Origin of the sequence: Fibrella forsythiae (assembly GCF_017353175.1) — a bacterium.
Taxonomy (GTDB): domain Bacteria; phylum Bacteroidota; class Bacteroidia; order Cytophagales; family Spirosomataceae; genus Fibrella; species Fibrella forsythiae.
In genome coordinates this window covers 154086-174915 of sequence record NZ_JAFMYW010000006.1, presented here as the reverse complement: position 1 = coordinate 174915, position 20830 = coordinate 154086, and the positions used below count along the sequence as shown (strand labels likewise).

At 50.4% G+C, this 20830-nt stretch carries 17 protein-coding genes; 6 read left to right on the top strand and 11 right to left on the bottom strand.

The genetic code is table 11. The features are described 5' to 3' along the window. Positions 1–44: 44 nt before the first annotated feature. Entirely contained in the window at positions 45–395 is a 351-nt protein-coding gene (locus J2I46_RS19490; RefSeq protein ID WP_207330731.1) for a 4Fe-4S dicluster domain-containing protein, read from the top strand. A gap of 111 nt (positions 396–506) precedes the next feature. Here the strand turns inward: J2I46_RS19490 and lepB are convergent, their stop codons facing one another. The 9 genes from lepB to dnaE form a co-directional block, all read right to left on the bottom strand. After that, the gene (lepB, locus tag J2I46_RS19485) at positions 507–1673 is read right to left on the bottom strand and encodes a signal peptidase I (RefSeq protein WP_207330730.1); all 1167 of its coding nucleotides are present in this window, start codon (positions 1671–1673) and stop codon (positions 507–509) included. Between the two features lie 127 nt (positions 1674–1800). Beyond that, positions 1801–2535, bottom strand: a complete 735-nt coding sequence (dapB, locus tag J2I46_RS19480) for a 4-hydroxy-tetrahydrodipicolinate reductase (protein WP_207330729.1) — start codon at positions 2533–2535, stop codon at positions 1801–1803. Positions 2536–2557: 22 nt separating this feature from the next. Further along, the gene (locus J2I46_RS19475) at positions 2558–3358 is read right to left on the bottom strand and encodes a DUF5683 domain-containing protein (RefSeq protein ID WP_207330728.1); all 801 of its coding nucleotides are present in this window, start codon (positions 3356–3358) and stop codon (positions 2558–2560) included. A 98-nt stretch (positions 3359–3456) separates the two neighbouring features. Next, positions 3457–4380 carry a ParB/RepB/Spo0J family partition protein gene (locus J2I46_RS19470; RefSeq protein WP_207330727.1) on the bottom strand — a complete coding sequence of 308 codons (924 nt, stop codon included), beginning with the start codon at positions 4378–4380 and terminating at the stop codon, positions 3457–3459. Positions 4381–4489: 109 nt separating this feature from the next. After that, positions 4490–5275 carry a ParA family protein gene (locus J2I46_RS19465; protein WP_207330726.1) on the bottom strand — a complete coding sequence of 262 codons (786 nt, stop codon included), beginning with the start codon at positions 5273–5275 and terminating at the stop codon, positions 4490–4492. A gap of 184 nt (positions 5276–5459) precedes the next feature. Continuing rightward, entirely contained in the window at positions 5460–6497 is a 1038-nt protein-coding gene (locus J2I46_RS19460) for a radical SAM protein (protein WP_207330725.1), read from the bottom strand. Positions 6498–6806: 309 nt separating this feature from the next. Further along, positions 6807–8135 carry an ammonium transporter gene (locus J2I46_RS19455; RefSeq protein WP_207330724.1) on the bottom strand — a complete coding sequence of 443 codons (1329 nt, stop codon included), beginning with the start codon at positions 8133–8135 and terminating at the stop codon, positions 6807–6809. Between the two features lie 107 nt (positions 8136–8242). Further along, on the bottom strand, positions 8243–9487 hold the full coding sequence (locus J2I46_RS19450; protein WP_207330723.1) for an outer membrane beta-barrel protein: 1245 nt from the start codon (positions 9485–9487) through the stop codon (positions 8243–8245). 368 nt (positions 9488–9855) lie between these two features. Further along, on the bottom strand, positions 9856–13476 hold the full coding sequence (gene dnaE / locus J2I46_RS19445; protein WP_207330722.1) for a DNA polymerase III subunit alpha: 3621 nt from the start codon (positions 13474–13476) through the stop codon (positions 9856–9858). 446 nt (positions 13477–13922) lie between these two features. On the opposite strand from dnaE, the gene J2I46_RS19440 reads away from it, so the two are divergent. Beyond that, a complete protein-coding gene (locus J2I46_RS19440) occupies positions 13923–15743 on the top strand; it encodes a sensor histidine kinase (RefSeq protein ID WP_207330721.1) in 1821 nt (606 codons plus the stop codon). A gap of 12 nt (positions 15744–15755) precedes the next feature. Here J2I46_RS19440 and hisS read toward each other — a convergent pair whose 3' ends face one another. Further along, on the bottom strand, positions 15756–17126 hold the full coding sequence (gene hisS / locus J2I46_RS19435) for a histidine--tRNA ligase (protein ID WP_207330720.1): 1371 nt from the start codon (positions 17124–17126) through the stop codon (positions 15756–15758). Between the two features lie 201 nt (positions 17127–17327). Between hisS and J2I46_RS19430 the strand changes: the two genes are divergently transcribed. The 4 genes from J2I46_RS19430 to J2I46_RS19415 all read left to right on the top strand — a co-directional run bounded on the left by J2I46_RS19430 (position 17328) and on the right by J2I46_RS19415 (position 20350). Continuing rightward, positions 17328–18767: an MBOAT family O-acyltransferase gene (locus tag J2I46_RS19430; protein ID WP_207330719.1), complete on the top strand. Its 1440-nt coding sequence runs from the start codon at positions 17328–17330 to the stop codon at positions 18765–18767. 11 nt (positions 18768–18778) lie between these two features. Beyond that, positions 18779–19852, top strand: coding sequence for a hypothetical protein (locus J2I46_RS19425; protein ID WP_207330718.1), 1074 nt, complete (start codon positions 18779–18781; stop codon positions 19850–19852). A 26-nt stretch (positions 19853–19878) separates the two neighbouring features. Then, complete coding sequence (locus J2I46_RS19420; RefSeq protein ID WP_207330717.1) at positions 19879–20088, top strand: zinc ribbon domain-containing protein YjdM; 210 nt, start codon at positions 19879–19881, stop codon at positions 20086–20088. Between the two features lie 106 nt (positions 20089–20194). Beyond that, complete coding sequence (locus tag J2I46_RS19415) at positions 20195–20350, top strand: hypothetical protein (RefSeq protein WP_207330716.1); 156 nt, start codon at positions 20195–20197, stop codon at positions 20348–20350. A gap of 87 nt (positions 20351–20437) precedes the next feature. Here the strand turns inward: J2I46_RS19415 and J2I46_RS19410 are convergent, their stop codons facing one another. After that, on the bottom strand, positions 20438–20788 hold the full coding sequence (locus tag J2I46_RS19410; protein WP_229379853.1) for a hypothetical protein: 351 nt from the start codon (positions 20786–20788) through the stop codon (positions 20438–20440). Between the last annotated feature and the right edge of the window lie 42 nt (positions 20789–20830).

Here is a 20830-nt window from a genome sequence, read left to right as displayed (position 1 = left end):
CATTATCAGTCTCCGGACTATTAGCCAGCTAAATTGATTCGATTATGGCCATTATGATTACTGAGGAGTGCATCAACTGTGGTGCCTGCGAACCAGAATGCCCCAACACAGCTATCTATGAAGGTGGTGTGGAATGGACATGGGGTGGTGGTACAGCCCTCGATGTCGTTGATTTTGGTGATGGCACCGTTGTCAGCGGTAAGTCGCCTCAATCACCAGTTTCCAACGAGTTTTATTACATCGTTACCGATAAGTGTACGGAGTGTAAAGGATTCCATGAAGAGCCGCAGTGTGCAGCCGTTTGCCCGGTCGATTGCTGCGTACCCGATCCTGAACACGAAGAAGATGAAGAAACGTTGCTGGCCAAGAAAGCCTGGTTGCACGCAGAAGAGTAATAACAGCAGTCATTGCGTTTAAAAGGCCAATCGGGCGGTTTTACACGAATTTTATCATATTGATAAGATCCGTGTAAAACCGCCCGATTGGCCTTTTAAACGCAATGACTGTTAATGAACTACGCTGAACAGTCGATTCCAGCGAATTTTGTTGGCCGCATTTGCCGGATTCGGATCGATCGACATCCAGATGAAAACCGCTTTACCGACGATATGATCGGCAGGCACGAAGCCCCAGAAGCGCGAATCCAGCGAGTTATGCCGGTTATCGCCCATCATGAAATAATAGTCCTGTTTGAAGGTGTAGGACGTGATAGGTTTACCGCCAATAGTAATTGACTTATCTGTCACCTCAACGTTTTCGTTGCTTTCATACTTCTTGATAACTGTGCCATAGATAGCGATCGCTTTCTCGTCAAGCTGAACGGTCACGCCTTCTTTCGGAACGGTGATCGGGCCGAAGTTATCGACGGTCCAGTTGAATTTATTGCCGCCATACAGTTGTGAGAAGGCCGACGGAGTTTGAGGTGGCTCTTCGTCATAAGCGGTCACTTTCTTGACCCAGTCGAGGGTTTTGATCGTGGCAATCGTCTCAGCAGTGGTATTCAGCTTATACCCAACAACTTTAGTTGTTTTGGTTACTGAATCGGGCTGTTCAATGGGCTGCCAGTTGTAGGCTTCACTACCGGGTCTGTAGTCATTGACAATATCGTACTGCCGGAAAAAGGTGTCGTCAAGATCGCCTTTCGTCGTTTCTATGAAATACGATGTTTGTGCCTTTGGCGGAACGTCGGCAGCCTTGTTATTCACAAAAACCTGCCCGTGACGTACCTCCAGCACATCGCCGGCAATCCCCATGCACCGTTTGATGTAGTTTGTTTTCAGGTCGGTTGGGTATTGGTCTTCGGGTGGGAAGTTGAAGACAACCACGTCGCCGTTTTTAACCGATGAGAAACCCGGTAACCGAAACTGCGGTAACTGAATCCAGTCGAGGTAAGACGGAATTTCAGTACCCCATATTTTCTGGTGCGTCAGCGGAACCTGCAGGGGTGTTTTAGGCGTGCGGGTGCCATAATGAAACTTGCTGACGAACAGGAAATCGCCCACCATCAGGCTCCGCTCCATCGAGGGCGTCGGAATGGTGAAGGCTTCCATGAATAGCCAGCGGATGAGCGTTGCGGCGACGACCGCAAACAAAACAGAATCGAACCACTCGCGAATGGCTGATTTTTTTCTGACCGGTTGTGCGGCCTTCGTTTTCGTGTTGACTTCAGACACAGGGAATTGATGTTCTTGGTCTTGGCTGGTTAATCAGTTCCCAGCCGCTGAACCTTGTTTGGTGTACAAAAATACAATGATTTTAGCGCTAACGCCTAACCGCCTGTCCGGCCAATAGACTTGCTGGTCATTCTCCGAGTAAGTCGTCCATCCCAAAAACACCCTGACGCCCGGCCAGCCATTCGGCCGCAACGACCGCACCAACGGCGAAACCCTGCCGGTTATGGGCCACGTGCGAAATCTCAATCCGGTCGACCTCTGACTCGAATCTGACGACGTGTGTGCCAGGTACGTTGCCTTCGCGTACCGAATCGATAACGATCGCATCAGTAGTATCACCTTCAGCAGGCTTGTCGGCTTCTGAAACCGCCCAGCGATTTTTGTGTGGCAGGTTATCAAGCAATCCTTCGGCCAGTGTGATGGCGGTGCCCGATGGCGCGTCTTTCTTCTCAGTGTGGTGCACCTCGGTCATCGATACCTGGTAGCTCGGGTAGTCGTGCATGAACTTTGCCAGCGTTTTATTCAGCCTGAAAAACAGGTTGACACCGATGCTATAGTTCGATGCGTAGAAAAAGGCGCTGCCCCGCTCTCGTACTGCTGCTTCTATTTCGGTCCGCTGACCAAGCCAGCCCGTAGTGCCGCAAACCACGGCCCAGCCGCGACGAATGCAATAACGAAGGTTATCCACCACCGATTCGGGTGAACTGAATTCGATTACCGCGTCTACGGCGTCATCGGCAAGGGCATCGAGGTCTGCGCGGTTGTTCAGATCGATCCGACCCACAATCTGGTGACCACGTTCGAGGGCAATCTGTTCGATGGCTTTGCCCATTTTGCCATAACCGAGTAAGAGAATATTCATTGGTACTATAAGGTAGTAAAAGCTACTTTTTAAAGTTCATGGTTAGCCTTATCCCCGGAACAGGTCCGGAGAGCGAGGGTAGAACGGTTGGTTCGTATTTCAGGGTGAGACTGTCTGACAGGTCAAACGTTTTCAGGTGGGCTGTTACGTTGGCATCAACCACGTTCAAACCCCAGAACAGCGCCGTAAAGATGATGTTGTAATCACGCCAGCGCCGGAAATAGTCAACGCTGGATTTTAAGTAGTTTAATGGACGCGATTGACCGTAGACTATAGCCACTTTTACACGATTCGGATCTTCTCCAACTGCTACTGGCTTACTATATGCTTCAGTATATCCGGCCAGAAAGGCTTTGTATTTGGTCGTTAGGTCAACAATGAAAAAGCCGAATGTACCAAAGCCAGCATAAATCACGGGCACTTTCCATTTCTGGCCGTTATAGATCTGACCAAGGCCCGGTAAGGCTAATGACAGCAGCGCAGCTCGCTTCGGAACGATCTTTCTGATCTCTTCATTCACTTTTGCTGATAACTGAACGGTATCGGTCGCCACACTATCCTCATCATCAACGGCCAGTGAATCGACCAGCATGGCGTTGTTGTCCCTGGCCATTTCAGGCGTAAGCGTATCGCTTTTCGCTGGCACGCCGGGCCTGATAACAGGGCGTTGCTTTGTTGTGTCGGGCGTTTGTGCCCGTAACGTACCCAGTGTGGATACACTCAACAAACTGATCCAGAGAAAGAGAACGTATCCGGCCGGTCCGCCAGTGCGATGGAGGCGCTCAGAAGAGATGTGCCTGGAAAGATGAAACCTGTTTTTCACTTACATACCCGGTAATAACGCGACCGGCGCGAACGTTTGTAGCCATGCTCGTAACGTAAACGCCGGTCGAAATGACACTGTACTGTTGTTAAAGTAACTTAAGCCGAGTAGTTCAGGACATTTAAAATGCGATCAAGATCTTCCTGAGAGGTAAACGGAATCTTGATTTCTCCGGTGTGTTTCTCGTCGGCTTTAATAACCACCTTGCTGCCAAACATAGAGGAGAGCCTGAATTGAAGGCTACGCATTTCCTGCTTAGGCAATGTTGTCTTACGAGCCGGTCCGTTGTCTTCAGCCATCGAAAGGTTCCGCACGGCTTCTTCAACCTTACGGACCGACCAGTCTTCTTCAATGATCTTGTTGAAGAGCTTGATCTGCGTTTCGGGGTTCTCGATGTTGATGATCGCCCGGGCGTGGCCCATCGAAATGCGTGTGTCGCGCAGAGAGGCCTGAATGGCGGGCGGTAATTTCAGCAGCCGGATATAGTTATTGACTGTTGTCCGGTTTTTACCGACGCGTTCACCCAGTTCTTCCTGTTTCAGGCTGCATTCGGTAATGAGCCGCTGGTAGGAGAGGGCAATCTCGATCGAGTTCAGGTTTTCACGCTGAATGTTTTCGATCAGGGCCATCTCCAGCATTTGCTGGTCATTCGCCGTCCTGACGTAGGCCGGAATGTGCAGCATACCAATCAACTTGGATGCCTGCAACCGGCGCTCGCCCGAGATGAGCTGGTAATGGTCTTTACCCAATTGCCGTACCGTGATGGGCTGAATGATTCCCTGTACGCGGATCGAGTCGGCCAGTTCGTTCAGCGCCTCCTCGTCGAATCGGGTGCGGGGCTGAAACGGGTTGGTTTCAATCTGATCGAGACTAATCTCGGTCATGGTGCTGATCGACTCGTAGGGCGATGGCTTGGTTTGCTGCCGTCCGTCGCTGTCTTGCAACAAGGCACCAAGCCCCCGACCAAGGCCCATCATTTTATTGTTTTTTGGCGCACCCGCCTTCGTATTTGTCGTGTTCATTACGAAAAAGTGTCTTCTGTTTTCTGTTTTCCGTCTTCTGTTGCGTTGCCGTGCTAGCGTCAGGTACGTTGATTGGCAGAGCAACAAAAGACGGAAGACAGAAAACTCTTTAAACTGTTTCCTGCGGCATGAGGCCGTTTTTGACCAAAATCTCGCGCGCTAAATTCAGGTAGCTTATAGCACCTTTGCTGTCGGCATCCTGCGCCAGTACGGGAACGCCAAAGCTTGGCGACTCACTCAACCGAATATTCCGGGGAATAATCGTGTGAAATACCATCTGCTGGAAGTGAGAGGTTACTTCACCTACCACCTGGTTCGAGAGCCTCACCCGCAGGTCATACATCGTAAGCAGAATGCCTTCGATGGCCAGATCCGTGTTGAGGCGTGACTGAATAATTTTGATCGTATTAAGCAGTTTGCCGAGCCCTTCAAGCGCAAAGTATTCACACTGTACCGGAATAATAACCGAGTCGGCAGCGGTAAGGCTGTTGATCGTAATCAGACCCAGCGATGGGGAACAGTCGACGATAATGAAGTCGTAGTCATCACGAATCTGATTCAGCGCGTCCTTCATCTTGTCTTCCCGGCTTTGCAGGTTGATCATCTCAATTTCTGCCCCAACCAGATCGATGTGGGAGGGAAGTAAATCAAGATTGGGGAAGTCGGTCTGAATGATGGCGTCGCGCGTCTGTACGTCTTCAATCATGCATTCGTAAATGCTGTTCTCTATCTCCTTAGGGTTATAACCCAGCCCGGAAGTGGAGTTTGCCTGTGGGTCAGCATCGACAATTAGCGTTCTAAATTCTAAAGCGGCCAGACTGGCAGCCAGATTAATCGTTGTTGTGGTTTTACCGACGCCACCCTTTTGGTTGGCAATGGCAATAACTTTACCCATGGGTTTGTTCGTTGCAGTCCCAAAGATGCCGGAACCATGTTAGCTTTCCAAGAAACGTTTCACGAAAATGTTTCACAAAGCAATAAAGAGTGGAAGATAGAAAGCGAGAAAGAGCGACTATATCGACAAAGTCTTCGGGCAGAGCCCTCACTCTTGCCCTCATTTGCTCTTTCGTTCTGTAAGTCTACGCCCACACCTTAGCGCCCTCAGTACAATTTTTACACATCTCAATATCGGCCCGGCTCTGAATTAGTGTTTGACGGAAACGGCGGTACGCGTCGCTGAACCATACCTCACGGAAGCTATGGTCCTGTAACGTACCCAGCTGATGGTCAGCGTCTTTATCGAAACAGCAGGGCACTATTCGCCCGTCCCAGGTCATCACGCAGGAGTGCCACATGCGCCAGCAATGGTCGAGTAGCGCGTTCTTAATGCCGAAGGTTCCGTCTGGTTTAGGGGCATAGCGGCTGTACTTTTCGATGGTTGGCATGAGGTCTGAACCATGTTCGTAATCGTAGATCTGAGCCGTTTTCAGTTTTACCTCATCGACACCCAGCTCACGGGCCAACTGATGCACTTCGGCAATCTGATGTTCGTTGGGCTTCACCACCAGGAATTGAAAGATCACGTGCGGTGTAGCCGACTTTAACTCTTTCTTCCAGCGAATCAGATTCCTGGTGCCTTCCAGCACCTTGTTCAGATTTCCGCCAACGCGGTACTGTTCATACACGTCCTGCGATGTACCGTCAATGGAAATAATCAGGCGGTCGAGGCCCGATTCGATGGTCTTGCGGGCGTTGTCGTCGGTGAGGTAATGCGCGTTGGTGCTGGTGGCCGTGTATATGTTCCGGTCGGCGGCGTATCGAACCAACTCCAGAAAGTTTGGGTGCAGGTACGGTTCTCCCTGAAAATAGAAGATCAGGTAGAGTAGGGTATCGTGCAGTTCATCAATGGTCCGTTTAAACATGTCCACGCCCAGCATACCCGTTGGCCGCGTGAATGAGCGAAGGCCACTGGGGCATTCCGGGCAGCGCAGGTTGCACGAAGTTGTTGGTTCAACAGATAAGGAAACTGGCAACCCCCGTTGATTAGGTAAGCCTGACTGGCGGGAAGCGTAAAAGCTGGTCAGCACCTTCAAGGCATTGGCAATGCGCCGTGGGGTGAGTTTTCCGGCAAAGTTCAATCCGTCGCGGGTACGTCCCCGAAGTGATGAGCGCGTCATATTCGTAAAGATACGACGTACCTGGCATGAGCGCTGTTAAGAATTGGGACAGGGTTTGTTTTTGACAGGCCCGACAACAGCTGCCCAGGTCCGATCCTGTCAAAAACAAAGAAGGTATCCGCCAGAAGCAGATACCTTCAACGAGTACAACAAAACCACAGTCCGATGGGCCATAACCTGGGCTACGAACACAACACCTAAGCCTGTGGGTCTGTCGTTATATTTTAGTTCAGAGTTGAAGTGTTTATAATCGCCCGACTGAGGAAGTCAATCTCCTGAATCAGCCGCAGCGCCAGAAAAAAACCGTGACTAAGCGTCGATCAGGAACTCATCGTGCTGGCTGACATCGAGGCCTTCTTTCTCGTCGGCTTCTGATACGCGCAGGGGCAGAATCAGGTCAGTAACTTTCAGCAACAGCAATGACATAACGAAAGCGAACGCCGACACAACGACCAGTGCGATCAGGTGGGTGGTAAACAGTTTGGTAACACCGTAAGCCAGTCCTTCATCAACAACGGCTGCGTTAACGCCTTTGCTGGCGAAGATGCCGGTCATCAGCATACCAACCATCCCACCAACACCGTGGCAAGGGAACACATCGAGCGTATCATCGAGCGTTGATTTAGAGCGCAGATGGGCAACGAAGTTCGATACCATCGAAGCGATCGTACCGATGAAGATCGCCTGTGGAATGGTAACGAAACCAGCGGCAGGCGTAATGGCAACCAGGCCAACAACAGCACCGATACAGAAGCCCAGAGCTGATACTTTTTTGCCTTTGGCCGCGTCGAACAGCACCCAGCCAAGGCCAGCAGCAGCGGCAGCCGTGTTGGTCGTAGCAAAAGCGATAGCGGCCAGTGGTGAAGCACCTACTGCTGAACCGGCATTGAAACCAAACCAGCCGAACCACAGCAGGCCTGTTCCCAGCAGCACATACGGAATGTTGGCTGGTGGCAGGAAGTTAGCGTTTACGTGGTTCTTACGGCGCTTCAGGTACAGAGCACCGGCAAGCGCGGCCCAACCGGCCGACATGTGTACAACGGTGCCCCCAGCGAAATCAAGCACGCCCATTTTGAACAGGAAACCTTCTGGGTGCCAGGTCCAGTGAGCCAGTGGAGCATATACGAACAGGCTGAACAGGATCATGAACAGAACATACGACCGGAAGTTGATCCGCTCGGCCATTGAACCGGTGATAAGGGCAGGTGTGATAACGGCAAACTTCAACTGGAAGAAGGCAAATACAACCAGGGGAATCGTTGCCGCTAATGACCAGGGCTTGCCATCCAGCACACCTTTAAACATCAGGAAGGTGCGCGGGTCACCAATGAAACCACCGATTGAGTCACCGAAAGCCAGGCTGAAACCACAAACGACCCAGATAATACTGATTACGCCCATCGCCACAAAACTCTGAAGCATGGTTGAGATCACGTTTTTGTTGCTCACCATACCACCGTAGAAGTACGCCAGACCGGGCGTCATCAGAAGAACAAGGGCTGCCGCCATAAGCATCCAGGCAGTATCGCCGGAGTTTATGCCTTCAGTCACGATTGTTGTTGGCACCGACGGACTGAGAACAGCCCATAAGCTGATAGCCAGCAGGATAATCAGAGGAACAATTGCAGGTTTTTGCATGACAGTTAACTGGTTTTGTTGTAAAAGGAAAATTGTTTGTGTGTTTGTTGGTTTGCTGATGTCGTCGTGTCGCAATCAGCAAACCAACTACAGACGAACAGTTTATTTTAGAACTTGAAGATCGCAGCCATCCCAAGCGTAGCCTGGCTTTTGCTTAATGTGCCGTCGTTCATTTCAAACTTGTTGGCCGAATAGCTGTCCAACCGGAACTCAGGCTTCAGTAACACGTGACCGTTGGCACCGGTAATGTTGCCTGTGATCGTGATCGAGTTTACGCTGGCACCGGCACCAGAGGCATCGGTCAGCGCCCGTGCTCCGTTTTTGTTGTCGAATGATTCGTAGCGAATACCCAGGCCAAACTTATCCGTGAAAGCATAGTTTGAATAGATGGCGGCACCGCCCCACGTTTTGGCAGACGTTGGCCCGCCATAGTTCTGATAGTCACCTGTTTGTGAACCGGCGGCGGCGTTCAGGCCAAGGAAGAACTTAGATGTAACCTGGTAGGTAGTCGTCAAGTCGAAGAGTGAATAGCTGGCATTGTCAGCAGAGACAGCTACGCCCGTTCCGTTTGCATTCGGAATGTCTTTCGACGCTTCGTTTGAGACAATCGCGTTCAGGTATACATTCCAGCCGGTGGCAGGCGATACGAACAACTGACCAATCAGGCCTTTCTTCTTATTGTTATCAACCAGGTTATCCACGTTGTTTACCAGACCAACCATCAGATACGCTTTGTCGCTGAACGCATACTGCGCTTTCAGACCGATGTGGTAGAAAGGACCATTGTTGAAGAGGTTAGACAGCGAGTAGTTGTAGTTAACCGGCGCATCGATCACTTCGTAACCAATATGCGTACCGAACTGACCGGCTGTGAATGACAGTTTTGGCGTTGCCTTAAATACAATATACGCCTGCTTGATAGCAAGGGCGGTTGACCCCTGACCCAGCGGACCTAAGTAGTTACCATAGTTTCCTAGGTCAGCGAAAGGCCCGAAAGTGAGGTCCATAACGGCGTCAACTTTATCGGCTGTATATACCGCCTTAGCCTGAATCAGACCAATGCCAAACTGGCCGGACCGCTGGTCGAACGCACGAGCATTGCCTACGCCTGTGCCATTTAATCCTAAGTTAGACTGGCTTCTAGGGTTATTGAAGTTTCCGAAATAATACGTGTCGAGGTAGCCTGAAAAAGTAAACTTACCAGTGTCGTCGCCATCGGCTTTAGGTTTAGCCGCCGTTGGTTGAACGACTGCAGGCTGAGGCACGGTAGGTGTGTTAACACTAGTTGTATCTGTTGCGTTAGCTACTAAAGTTGAACTTGCTAGAAATGTAAGTAAAAGTGATTTTTTCATGCTGTTTGTTTTGTTAGACTCGACGATAGTAGTAGTTAGGTTTCGTGCAAATTTTATCTAACAAAATGGTCTGTGCAAGGTTTTGTCCAATGTTTTTAGACCAAAAAGACCGTAAAATAGAATATTCATTAAATAATAACATTAAATAAAGACAAAAACATAAGGTTCTACCTATAATAATGCAACTTTTAATAAATTCTGTGTTTTCGCGTAAAGGCAAAATATTCTATTGATCATGAAATAAGCTAAAATTTTCTGGAATAGAGTCAAAACAAGTCCGGTTGTGCCAAAAGCAAAAGAGCCCTGACTGTACAGCCAGAGCTCTTCATTATATAAAGCAGATAAAAACTAGGATCGACGTTCGCTCATCAGGCTACTTTGCATCGTACTCCGTCCATAGTGCGCAGGGCATTCAATAAGGTGTTGGCCGGAAAGACGCGGATCGTTCGTGACAGTAGATTAACTTCCACTGGTTCCTCCGGGTCTTGTACTTTCATCGAAAGCGTACACGTACCTGGATGGGCTTTCACCAGGTTGTTGATTGTTTCGATCAGCTCTTCACTCAGGTACGCCAGATTGATGGTGATGGCCAGTTCCTTACACATCTTCTCCCGAATTTCGCTCAGGTACCGGATACTTGTCGGCTTAAATTCCAACTGATCCGAATTCCAGCGGTTTTGGGTTTTGCCTGACACGTGCAGGAACAGGCCCACTTCCACATACTGCGCCATACGGGCATAATCGTCGCCGAAGAGGGTCATCTCCATTGATCCCTGATAATCTTCGAGTTTGAAGATCATGAACGGATTACCATTTTTGGCAATGCGAGTCTGCACAGCCGAAACGATACCTCCAATCTTTATATCGGGCGCGTTGGTCTCGTAAACCTTGTCCAGCGTGCAGTTGCAGAATCCGTCCAGCTCTACCTGAAACTCATCGAGCGGGTGACCGGTGATGTAAAAGCCAACGACGTCTTTCTCGTATTTCAGTTTCTCAATCTGATTCCAGATCGGAACAACCGCTGGTCGAGGCCGGGGCATCGCTACGTCGTTTCCGGCACCGCCACCGAAAAGCGACACCTGAGAAGCGGCTTTTTCGGCGTGGTGTGTGTTGGCAAACCGGATGATCTTCTCAATAAACGTTGCATTATCGCCCGGGACAATCTCAAAGTATTGTGCTCGATGAATGGTCTCGTCGAGCGCATCGAAGGCTCCGGCATAGGCCAGCGATTCGATTGTTTTTTTGTTGACCGTACGCAGGTTGACCCGGATAATGAAGTCGTAAATATCTTTATAAGGCCCATTCTGGGTACGTTCAGCAATGATGTTTTCTACTGCCGCATCGCCCGAGCCCTTAATCGCCCCCAGCCCAAACCGGATTTCGCCCTTCTTGTTCACCCCGAATACCCGTTCTGATTCATTCACGTCGGGGCCAAGCACCGGGATGTTGATGTTTTTACATTCTTCGAGGAAGAACGTGATTTTCTCGATGTTACCCAGGCACGAGGTCAATACCGCCGCCATGTATTCTGAGCGGTAATGGGCTTTTAGCCAGGCCGTCTGGTACGCCACGAAGGCGTAGCAGGTAGAGTGCGACTTGTTGAAGGCATACGACGCGAAGGCTTCCCAGTCGGTCCAGACTTTGGCGCAGGCTTTCAGGGGCAGTTTATTGGCTTCGCAGCCGTCCATAAACTTACCCTTCATTTTGTCCAGTGTGGCGCGGTCTTTCTTACCCATCGCCTTCCGCAGAACGTCGGCATCACCTTTGGTAAAGTTGCCCAACTTCTGCGACAGCAGCATCAGTTGCTCCTGGTACACCGTAATCCCGTAGGTGTCGGCCAGAAACTCTTCCATCTCGGGCATGTCGTAGGTAACTGCCTCGCGACCATGCTTCCGGTTAATGAAGTTTGGAATATACTGAATCGGGCCGGGGCGGTAGAGGGCGTTCATCGCAATCAGGTCCTCGAAGCGGTCAGGCTTCAGGTCCTTCATGTACTTCTTCATCCCGTCGGATTCAAACTGGAAAATGGCGTTTGTTTCGCCCCGCTGGAATAGTTCGTAGGGTTTCGGGTCGTCGAGCGGAATCTTGTCGATATCGATAACCAGCCCGTAGTTCTGTTTGATGAGCCGGAGACATTCTTTGATGATCGTGAGGTTCCGCAGACCCAGAAAGTCCATCTTGATAACCCCGGCATCTTCGATTACTTTCCCCTCATACTGCGTGATGATCAGGTTGGTATCTTTCGAGGTCGAGACCGGAACGATATCTGACAGATCGCTCGGGGCAATGATGATCCCCGCCGCATGAACCCCCGTGTTGCGCACTGTACCTTCGAGTCGACGCGCCTGTTGCAGTACGTTCTGCACCTTGTCTGTGTCGATCAGCTTCATGGTCCGGCCAACACTCTGATCGCCCGACTCGAGCGCGCGCATTTTCCTGACGTTCTCTACTTCATCGGGCGAGATGATGTTCGACAAGCCGCCGGGTCCGTCAATCGGATCTTCAAAAATCCGTTTCAGGGTCATATTATACGTCGGCTTGTCGGGCACCAGCTTGGCCAGCGCGTTGGCGTCGTTGAGGGGCAGGTCCATCACCCGCGACACATCTTTGATGGCCGACTTGGCCGCCATGGTGCCGTAAGTGACAATGGCCGCTACCTGTTGCTTGCCGTACTTATCAACCACGTAATCGATCACCTTCTGACGACCTTCATCGTCGAAGTCGGTATCGATATCAGGCATCGACTTCCGGTCGGGGTTCAGGAATCGTTCGAACAGCAAGTTGTACTTGATCGGGTCGATGTTGGTAATTCCGATGCAGTAGGCCACCGCCGAACCCGCCGCCGAGCCACGACCGGGTCCAACCATCACGCCAATGTCGCGCCCGGCTTTAATGAAGTCGGCCACGATGAGGAAATAACCCGCAAAGCCCATTGTCCGGATCGTGAACAATTCAAAGTCCAGTCGTTCCTGCACTTCCTGCGTTATGTCGACATACCGTTCTTTGGCACCCTCATAGGTCATGTGCTTCAGGTACTCCCACTGGTTCATAACGTCGTCGGCGTGCTGCTGAAACTCCTTCGGGATCGGGAAGTTGGGCAGCATAATGTCGCGCTTCAGTTTCAGCGTATCGACCTTTCCGACAATCTCATTCGTGTTGTCGATGGCTTCGGGCATATCCTTAAACAGCGTGGACATTTCCTGGGTGTTCTTGAAATAGAACTGATCGCTGAAGAACGCAAAGCGCGTGTTTTTGGGCATCGCCTCGTCGTCGCTGAACTCCTTCATCGACGGCGTGCTCTGCTTTTCGCCGGTGTTTACGCACAGCAGGATATCGTGCGCCACCCAGTCGTCCTGATCCACATAGTGCGAATCGTTGGAGGCAATAATCTTAACGTTGTACTTTTTGGCAAACTTCACCAGCACCTCGTTGGCCTTGATCTGATCGGGAATTTCGTGGCGTTGAAGCTCCACGTAGTAATCTTCGCCGAACCGGTCGAGCCACCATTTGAACTCGATCTCGCCAGCTTCTTCGCCCTTTTTCAGAATGGTCTTCGGCACCATGGCCCCAATGCAGCAGGTTGATGCGATAAGGCCTTCCTTATACTGCTCAATCAGAGCTTTGGTAATACGCGGATACTTACCGTACAGGCCTTCCATGTAGCCCAGCGAGCACAGCTTCACCAGGTTTTTATAGCCCGTTGCATTCTTGGCCAGTAACAACTGGTGATACCGAACGTCTTTCTTTTCTTTCGTGAATTGTTTAACGTGGTGATCCTCAACTACATAAAATTCGCAGCCGACAATGGGTTTAATGCCCTGCTTGGCGGCTTCGGCCACAAACTCGAACACGCCGAACATATTGCCGTGGTCGGTAATAGCCACGGCGGGCATATTATCCGCTTTTGCCTTCTTAATCAGCTTCTTAATATCTGCCTGCCCGTCGAGCAGTGAATATTGCGTGTGGCAGTGGAGATGTGAGAATTGCATATCTAAGAAATGTCTATAGCCGGATTTAGCCGAGCTTGAGAACGGTAGGCTTGGCTCTAGTAAAATTAAGCGAATTGATGAGGGGATTTGTGCCCTGCGTTAGCAGAAATATTTCGGGTTACACTGAATGGGAAGTGTAATGACGTTACCAATCAACAGATTAGCCAGTTACAGAGGCTTAAACTAATTCTCAGTCATCAGGCGACATGTATCCTGGTAGTCGAGCCTGTCTGGCGATTATCGGATAATTATGCATTCATCCAATGCACAAGTAAGTAAACGACAGCCGAAATGTGTCGTTCATCGGTTGCAGGAGTCAGGTAAGGTCTAACTTTTGGGCATAAGTAAGTATGAATGTGCCTTGATTGCCGTAAAATGCAGATATTGCTCATTCAACCGAAACAGTGGAGAGACGCTTCCGCTGAAACGTAGCCTCAACCACAGTTATGCCCTATCTTTTACTCCACACTAACTCGTTGATGGCTGTTAGTTTAGCGTTGGTGATGGGGAGTATGTGGGTTTTTGTTCGAAAATCGCCCGTCGAAACGCTCACCCGAAGCTGGTTACTGGTGTTTTACTTATGCCAGATGGTGTGGCAGATCAGCGAATTCTTTCACTACGCCGTTCATCCAGCGTACATTGGGAGCTTACCCTACAAACTACTGCTTACCTGCTGGACATTTCCGGCCCTTGCCCTGGTCGAAATTGCTTTTGTGCAGTTCAACTATGTCTTTCTGGACGACACGTTCCCCAAAGAGCGGCGTGTGGTGAGGTACCTGTCGTTTGGGCTGGGTACGTTGCTGTGTCTGTTTACAGTCTGGAATGAGTTTTTCAACAACAGCAATCTGGAATCACTCAATTTCGCCGGATTTCTATACGGCTCGCTAACGAACGTATGGGCACTGATTGTCTGTACGCGTAAGGCCATCCGGCTTCGTCAGCAAGATTCGCCAAATACCACGGGGGTGCGCTGGATGACGGCAGTTAACTGGATTTTTGTCGTCATGTGTCTGGTCGTCATATCGGTCGGCTTCTATTCCAACGTAGGCTACTGGACGTACTCAACGCTGCTCTGGTTTGGGAATCTGACCGAAATTATCGTTTATCTGACGTATTCGGCGGTTCCTACCAGCCTGAAGGTGAAACAGATCGGGTTCACCCAGATTTCGATTGCGTCAATACTGCTAACGGTCATGCTGGTGTTTTGCCCGCCGGTCGATATCCTCGATTTGCCCGCCCGTGTTGCCCAGCAGGATAGCCTTCTGAAAATTCTGCTTCTGATTGTTGGTACTGCCTCACTGAATTTCCTGCTCTTGCCTCGCCTGATCAACGCAGCCTTAACGCAGCCTGTACTTCGCCTGCTCGACGGTGTACGACATGTGAATGCGGGTGATCTGACAGTACAGGTCGTTCAGTCGACGCAGGATGAAGTTGGGGTGCTCACGCAGCATTTTAATCAGATGACTCGTTCGTTGTATAATGCACAAACTGAACTAACCCGCTATGCACAAACGCTGGAAGAACAGGTGGCTGACCGAACGGCCGAACTTCAGGCCGATAAAGCACGCATTGAGGAGCAGTCTGTTCAACTGCAAACGGTAATGCGCGAACTGCACCATCGGGTAAAAAATAATCTGGCTATCGTTTCGGGCTTGCTGAGCTTACAACTGAACCGCCTTGAAGACGAGCAGGCCATTAAGGCTTTTCAGGAAGGGCAGCGGCGTATTGAGGCGATCTCGCTTATTCATCAGCGGCTCTACCAGTCAGATGAGCTCACCAGCATTCATATGGGGCAGTTCCTGGAAGAGCTTACGCACAGCATCATGCAGGCGTATGGGTATTCGCCACAATCCGTGGCGTTACATATCGATAGTGACGTTGATGTGCTGGATATCGATATGGCGGTCCCTATGAGCCTCATCATCAACGAATTATTAACCAATTGTTTCAAATATGCGGTGCCAAACGTACGCGAGCCGAAACTGTCGGTATCCTTGCTGAAACGGGAGGGGCTGTTACTCGAAGTAGCCGACAATGGACCGGGCATTGATTTGCAGATGTGGAACCGGCCGACAACCTCATTCGGGAAACGGCTCATAAAAGGGCTAAGCGAACAGGCCGGCGGAACCCTCACCGTTGAGAATCTGGCACCTGCACTCGAAGAAATCAGTTTCCCGACCAGTGGTCAACCAGCTATATACAATCACACTGCTGCTCAGGGAACCCGGTTCAGGCTGTATATCCCTGAGCAGCATCTAACGCAATAACCGGCTCTAAAGCTAGCTACATTCAACTGACAGGAAGTCAACGATTGCCTCGGCAGTGAGTTTCTGCTGCTCGCCGGTTGTCATGTTTTTTACCGAAAGCTGACCTGATTGTACTTCGTCTGAACCAATCAGTACAACGTATTTAATCTGCTTCTGATTGGCGTAATCGAGTTGTTTTTTCACCTTCGCTACATCAGGATACAACTCAGCAGGTACGTTTGCCGCCCGAAGCCGACTAAGTAGGGGTAACGCAATGGAGCGACCGTCGGTGTCCAGACACGCCAGCAACACCTGTGTTCCCTGCGCTGCCGATGCCGGAAACAGGTTGAGCTCCTCCATCACATCGTAAATGCGATCAACGCCGAAAGAGATACCAACACCCGACAGGCCCGGCATCCCGAACGTACCTGTGAGGTTATCATAACGCCCTCCACCACTGACGCTGCCGATTGACACGCCATTCGCTTTCACTTCAAAAATAGCTCCGGTGTAGTAGGAGAGCCCCCTTGCCAGGGTTACATCAATCTCAATTAGTGCGTCGGCCAGGCCCAGCCCATCAACTAGCTGAAGCGTTTCTTCCAGTTCGGCTATTCCCTGTTGGGCCAACGCCGATTCTGTAAGCCAGGTACGTAGCGTAGCGAGCACATCAGTGGGCTTACCGTTGATCGTAAAGAGCGGTTGCAACGCAGTGATATTGTCGTCTGAAAATCCCCGCTCGCGTAACTCGTCGATTACTTTTTCCTGGCCGATCTTATCGAGTTTATCAATGGCAACGGCCAGTGTACTTTCTTCACCAGCGCGGCCAATGGCCTCGGCTATTCCAGCTAAAATCTTGCGGTTATTAATTTTCAGCGTGAAGTCAGCTACGCCCAGGTTATGGAATACCTCATGTACCATGAGCACGATCTCGGCTTCGCAGAGCAGCGAATCGGTGCCTACCACATCGGCGTCGCACTGGTAAAATTCACGGTAACGGCCTTTCTGTGGACGGTCGGCGCGCCACACGGGTTGCATCTGATATCGTTTGAAGGGCATTGGCAGGGCGTGCCGGTTCATAACAACGTACCTGGCAAAGGGCACCGTCAGGTCATAGCGCAACCCCTTTTCGGCCAATCGAGAGGTCATCTTTTTGCTGCCCTGGGCCAGATCAGTTTCGGTGAGGCCCGCCGCAAAATCGCCGGAATTCAGAATTTTGAACAGGAGTTGATCGCCTTCGTCGCCGTATTTCCCCGTCAGCGTCGACAGGTTTTCCATGCTGGGTGTTTCCAGAGGCTGAAAGCCGAAGCGCCGGAATGTTTGCCGGATGGTATCGAAAATAAATAGCCGTTTGCTCATCTGCTCCGGCCCAAAATCACGCGTTCCTTTAACAACTGATGGTTTCATGCCACAAAGGTACGATGGCCGCCCGAATGGCACGATGTGAAGATAGAACTGCCGTATACATTCGCCTATTTTTAGAACCATCTGATTCCGCGTAGCTTTGTCATCTTCAACAGGGCTCGCGGGGGTGAGCCCGACAGACTGGTCATTTCGGCAGTGGATGGTCGGTGATTTGGGCTGAACGTGCCAATTCAATCGTGTGTAATGCTTTTTAACTCGCTACATTTTTTACTGTTTTTCCTGTTTACCACGCTGGCCTATTTTAGTTTGCCATTGCGTGGTCGCTGGGTTTTGTTGCTGCTGGCCAGTTGTTATTTCTACATGGCCTTCATTCCGGTTTACCTGCTCATTCTGGGTCTGGTGATCCTGATTGACTATGTTGCCGGCATTTATATTGAACGATCGCAGGGCCACAGGCGGAAGTTACTGCTCATTATCAGCCTGGTAGCCAACGTTGGCCTGCTTGCCTTTTTCAAGTATTACGATTTTTTTCATACACAGATATCGTTGCTGCTGGGTACCGTTGGCATCACACACTCTGTTCCGATGCTGGGCGAACTCATACCCGGCATTGTGCTTCCCATCGGCTTGTCATTTCATACATTTCAGTCGATCAGCTACACAATTGAAGTTTACCGGGGCAACCAGAAGGCCGAACATAATATTGGGGTGTATGCGCTTTATGTGCTCTTCTACCCGCAATTGGTAGCTGGCCCCATTGAACGCCCCCAGAATATTCTGCACCAGTTTCATGACTTTCAACCCTTTGACTGGGCGCGTGTCCGGTACGGGTTGATGTTGATGGCGGGCGGCTTTGTGAAAAAAGTAGTCATCGCTGATCGAATGGCACTGGTGGTCGACCCCGCTTTCGCCCACGTCGAAACAACCAACGGCGCAACCTTTATCATAGCAGCGATCTTCTATTCTATTCAGATCTATTGCGATTTTTCGGGCTATACCGATATCGCCATCGGTGCCGGGCAGGTGCTGGGAATCAGGATGATGAAGAATTTCGATACGCCTTATCTGTCGGCCTCCATAGCCGAATTCTGGCGGCGGTGGCACATTTCCCTGTCGAGCTGGTTTCGCGATTACGTCTATATTCCGCTGGGGGGCAACCGGGTATCTACTGCCCGAACGTACCTGAACACGATGACCGTATTTGGCCTGAGTGGCCTCTGGCACGGCGCCGACTGGAAATTCATTATCTGGGGTCTGCTGCACGGCTTTTACCTGGTCGTAGGGCAATTGTGGTCACGCCGATCAACCGACACCAGCGAAGCGGTTCGTCGCGAATCGCAGCTAAAGGGGATGGCGGTTCATCGGCTAAATCAACTGCTGACGTTTGCCCTGGTTACCCTAACCTGGATATTTTTCAGAGCGGCCAGTACCAGTGATGCGTTTGTTGTGCTGAAAAAAGTATTGACGGCCAATTTGTCGGCACCCGTTCAGACGTCTGCTTCGCTGACCGAACTCTGCTTCTGCGCCCTGCTGATTGCTGCCCTACTCTTCGAACCCCGCTGGATTGCCTTTACCAAACGCCTCTCAAACGGGCACTTCTGGATCACGATCATCGGCCTGCTGCTGCTCTGCTATTTCTTCGGCGTATTTACGGCCAACCAATTCATCTATTTCCAGTTTTGATTTATAAACGTATGATTACCAGGTTGATACGCTTGGGCTTTCTGGTTATATCGGGCATATTGTTTGTGGTGGCCCTCTCGCCACCAATGCAGCGGTGGCTTGATCAGCACGGCTTTATTCCCAACCAGTATAGCTATGGCGATTTGTACAATATGTCGAATCTGCCGGAGTTTAAAGAAACGGATATTTATGTCAATGGCGAGCTTACCGACGCCGACAGGCCCACCAAACACTACCACGACGTAGATGTGTATACACTAGGTGACAGCTTCACCAACATAGACACCAGTTTCTATGCAGGCCATCGCAATTTCCACCGGTGGGTTGGTAATAAAATCCCCCTGAAAGTATCTCTGGATACGACACGGACGAATATTCTGGTCGTTCAGATAATTGAACGAGTGCTGCAGGAGCGAATGTATTCACCTGAGTATGAAGCCATATTTATAAACGGTGGTTTTGTGCCCAGTTCAGCCTCGCATCCAGGTGCTGGCCAGATTCAGTCGGCCGAATCGCCCAAAGAGGAGCCAAATACATCCTGGTTACTGACCCGGTTTGGAACAGAAATTAATCAGCGAATCGAATTCATACTCTTCAACGGTCCGTTGGCCATTCGTTTTAAGGAAGCGAAAGCAGAACTTCTGTTCAAACTGTTCGGGCGAACGGCAGGGACGGCGGCGTCGAAAGACAAAAAACACCTTTTTTACAAAGTAGAAGTCGATTCGACCACGAGCTACAGCTCATTCTATCCGATCACAGATAAGCGCCTGGATACGCTGGTTAGCAACGTCAATTCACTTCGTCGGCATTACCTGCAAATGGGTTTCAGGGAAGTATACCTGTGCCTGGTGCCTAATAAAGCAACTATTTTGGACCCTACATATGGCACGTATAACCATCAGATTGAGCGCCTAGAAGCAAATCCCCGTTTAGAAGCGCCTATCATCTCAACAATTGACACCCTTCGGCAACATCCAGACTGGTATCACCTGGGCGACGGGCACTGGAACCGGCAGGGGAAGAAATTCTGGCTCAGGCAGGTCAACCAGAAAGCTGCCTTGTGGAGCTCGATGCGCGAGAAGTAAAACGTGTACTTTAATTTAATCTGATAATGGACGTAAAAGACAGTAACGGAACGCTTTTGAGCGATGGTGATGCCGTGACCCTGATCAAAGACTTGAAGGTCAGAGGATCATCGACCATATTGAAACGCGGCACAACAGTAAAGAAAATTCGACTTACCGACGACCCCGATGAGGTAGACTGCCGGATTGGTGGCACGGCGATGGTGTTGCGTACCGAGTTTCTGAAGAAGGTGTAGGTGAGTTTATTGTGAGGCAAAATTCAGGGCCAATACCGATTTTTTGCCTGAAAATGCCTACTTTTGCGTTCCAAAAATTTGAACCGTCAATTAACGATATATCACAATGGGAGTTACCAAATTACTTCGGAAAGGCCGTAAAAACCGCGCTATTGCTAATAACGCTGTTAAAGCCATCAAACAACTGACACTGAAGCCAACCATCAAAAATGTTGATGTAGAAGCAATCAAAGCGTCTTTCGCCGAAAAGAAAGCAGCATAATGGCGTGTCAGTTTTTAAGTGGCAGTATGAGTTGTTGCTCCAGTAAGTAAACAGCGTCAGTTGACACTTGAAGATTGATCGTACGTTTTAAGAGGCTCCGTCCCGCTTAGGTGACGGAGCTTTTCGTTTTTTATTAACCTCTTTCAGGCGGCGTTTCAACTCTTGCCGGATAATCTGGCGTGTGTCGATCATCACCCGAAAGCGAATGGCGGAGCCGAAGATCGACAACCCTCCGTTGATCAGAATAAGGCTATAGGTACCTTTCAGGAACCATCGCATAAAGGGTGCGCCAGTTTGCATATCATAACCGGCACCGCTAAATACACACAGGCCAAAGCCAATCAGCAGCAGCCCGGTGGGCGCCATGATCAACCACTTTGTGCGGGCACTCATGCGTTTTACCAACCGCTGTCCGGGGGGCTTCGGGGGATTAGCCATGTACTACGTCAGGGGGTTCTGTAGAATAAAGAGCTGCAAAAT